The sequence below is a fragment of the Rahnella sp. BIGb0236 genome, assembly GCF_004364755.1.
GTDB classification, from domain to species: domain Bacteria; phylum Pseudomonadota; class Gammaproteobacteria; order Enterobacterales; family Enterobacteriaceae; genus Rahnella; species Rahnella victoriana.
Genome location: NZ_SOAO01000028.1, coordinates 1982 through 5059, shown reverse-complemented (window position 1 = coordinate 5059; position 3078 = coordinate 1982). Strand labels below are relative to the sequence as shown.

Annotated in this window: 1 tRNA gene and 2 rRNA genes (1 of these 3 running past the window's edge); all 3 read left to right on the top strand. The window is 51.0% G+C overall.

The annotated features are described in order from the left end of the window. The first annotated feature begins 30 nt into the window (after positions 1–30). Positions 31–1573 (top strand): 16S ribosomal RNA (locus EDF78_RS25450). 143 nt (positions 1574–1716) lie between these two features. Beyond that, positions 1717–1792, top strand: a tRNA-Glu gene (locus EDF78_RS25445). 241 nt (positions 1793–2033) lie between these two features. Next, positions 2034–3078, top strand: a 23S ribosomal RNA gene (locus tag EDF78_RS25440); it runs 1962 nt beyond the window's last position. The 16S and 23S rRNA genes sit together here with 1 tRNA gene alongside, the layout of an rRNA operon.

Genomic DNA, 3078 nt, shown 5'->3' with positions numbered 1-3078 from the left:
CGCTTCACTTGTTGAAGCAAATCGAACTTTTAATTGAAGAGTTTGATCATGGCTCAGATTGAACGCTGGCGGCAGGCCTAACACATGCAAGTCGAGCGGCAGCGGGAAGTAGCTTGCTACTTTGCCGGCGAGCGGCGGACGGGTGAGTAATGTCTGGGAAACTGCCTGATGGAGGGGGATAACTACTGGAAACGGTAGCTAATACCGCATGACCTCGTAAGAGCAAAGTGGGGGACCTTCGGGCCTCACGCCATCGGATGTGCCCAGATGGGATTAGCTAGTAGGTGAGGTAATGGCTCACCTAGGCGACGATCCCTAGCTGGTCTGAGAGGATGACCAGCCACACTGGAACTGAGACACGGTCCAGACTCCTACGGGAGGCAGCAGTGGGGAATATTGCACAATGGGCGCAAGCCTGATGCAGCCATGCCGCGTGTGTGAAGAAGGCCTTAGGGTTGTAAAGCACTTTCAGCGAGGAGGAAGGGTTCAGTGTTAATAGCACTGAACATTGACGTTACTCGCAGAAGAAGCACCGGCTAACTCCGTGCCAGCAGCCGCGGTAATACGGAGGGTGCAAGCGTTAATCGGAATTACTGGGCGTAAAGCGCACGCAGGCGGTTTGTTAAGTCAGATGTGAAATCCCCGAGCTTAACTTGGGAACTGCATTTGAAACTGGCAAGCTAGAGTCTTGTAGAGGGGGGTAGAATTCCAGGTGTAGCGGTGAAATGCGTAGAGATCTGGAGGAATACCGGTGGCGAAGGCGGCCCCCTGGACAAAGACTGACGCTCAGGTGCGAAAGCGTGGGGAGCAAACAGGATTAGATACCCTGGTAGTCCACGCTGTAAACGATGTCGACTTGGAGGTTGTGCCCTTGAGGCGTGGCTTCCGGAGCTAACGCGTTAAGTCGACCGCCTGGGGAGTACGGCCGCAAGGTTAAAACTCAAATGAATTGACGGGGGCCCGCACAAGCGGTGGAGCATGTGGTTTAATTCGATGCAACGCGAAGAACCTTACCTACTCTTGACATCCAGAGAATTCGCTAGAGATAGCTTAGTGCCTTCGGGAACTCTGAGACAGGTGCTGCATGGCTGTCGTCAGCTCGTGTTGTGAAATGTTGGGTTAAGTCCCGCAACGAGCGCAACCCTTATCCTTTGTTGCCAGCGAGTAATGTCGGGAACTCAAAGGAGACTGCCGGTGATAAACCGGAGGAAGGTGGGGATGACGTCAAGTCATCATGGCCCTTACGAGTAGGGCTACACACGTGCTACAATGGCATATACAAAGAGAAGCGAACTCGCGAGAGCAAGCGGACCTCATAAAGTATGTCGTAGTCCGGATTGGAGTCTGCAACTCGACTCCATGAAGTCGGAATCGCTAGTAATCGTAGATCAGAATGCTACGGTGAATACGTTCCCGGGCCTTGTACACACCGCCCGTCACACCATGGGAGTGGGTTGCAAAAGAAGTAGGTAGCTTAACCTTCGGGAGGGCGCTTACCACTTTGTGATTCATGACTGGGGTGAAGTCGTAACAAGGTAACCGTAGGGGAACCTGCGGTTGGATCACCTCCTTACCTAAAGATACGCATTGTGCAGTGTCCACACAGATTGTCTGATGAAATTAATGAGCAAGAGCACCTGTTGATGCAGTGAGGGCAACCTTACGCTGATACGAAAAGTGCCAAACCATGTATGTGGTCTGGTACGGAATTTTCGTGTCCCCATCGTCTAGAGGCCTAGGACACTGCCCTTTCACGGCTGTAACAGGGGTTCGAATCCCCTTGGGGACGCCACTCCGATAATGTGTGAAAGACATTATCAACTGTTCTTTTATGAACAGAAAATAACTTAAAGATGACTTTAATGAGTCGTGTTTAAGATATTGCTCTTTAACAATCTGGAACAAGCTGAAAATTGAAAGTTTACAGCTGAACATCACTCTCCGTAGAAGTACTGAGTGGTGGATTAGTCTGTAACAGAGTCTCTCAAATAATCGCAGCGCGATGATGTCTTTAAGACACCTTCGGGTTGTGAGGTTAAGCGACTAAGCGTACACGGTGGATGCCTAGGCAGTCAGAGGCGATGAAGGGCGTGCTAATCTGCGAAAAGCGTCGGTAAGGTGATATGAACCGTTATACCCGACGATACCCGAATGGGGAAACCCAGTGTGTTTCGACACATTATCATTACATGAATACATAGTGTAATGAGGCGAACCGGGGGAACTGAAACATCTAAGTACCCCGAGGAAAAGAAATCAACCGAGATTCCCCCAGTAGCGGCGAGCGAACGGGGAAGAGCCCAGAACCTGAATCAGGGTATGTGTTAGTGGAAGCGTCTGGAAAGTCGCACAGTATAGGGTGATAGTCCCGTACACAAAAATGCATACGTTGTGAGTTCGATGAGTAGGGCGGGACACGTGACATCCTGTCTGAATATGGGGGGACCATCCTCCAAGGCTAAATACTCCTGACTGACCGATAGTGAACCAGTACCGTGAGGGAAAGGCGAAAAGAACCCCGGCGAGGGGAGTGAAATAGAACCTGAAACCGTGTACGTACAAGCAGTGGGAGCCTACTTTGTTGGGTGACTGCGTACCTTTTGTATAATGGGTCAGCGACTTATATTTTGTAGCAAGGTTAACCGTATAGGGGAGCCGTAGGGAAACCGAGTCTTAACTGGGCGTCAAGTTGCAAGGTATAGACCCGAAACCCGGTGATCTAGCCATGGGCAGGTTGAAGGTTGGGTAACACTAACTGGAGGACCGAACCGACTAATGTTGAAAAATTAGCGGATGACTTGTGGCTGGGGGTGAAAGGCCAATCAAACCGGGAGATAGCTGGTTCTCCCCGAAAGCTATTTAGGTAGCGCCTCGTGAACTCATCTTCGGGGGTAGAGCACTGTTTCGACTAGGGGGCCATCCCGGCTTACCAACTCGATGCAAACTACGAATACCGAAGAATGTTATCACGGGAGACACACGGCGGGTGCTAACGTCCGTCGTGAAGAGGGAAACAACCCAGACCGCCAGCTAAGGTCCCAAAGTCATGGTTAAGTGGGAAACGATGTGGGAAGGCAT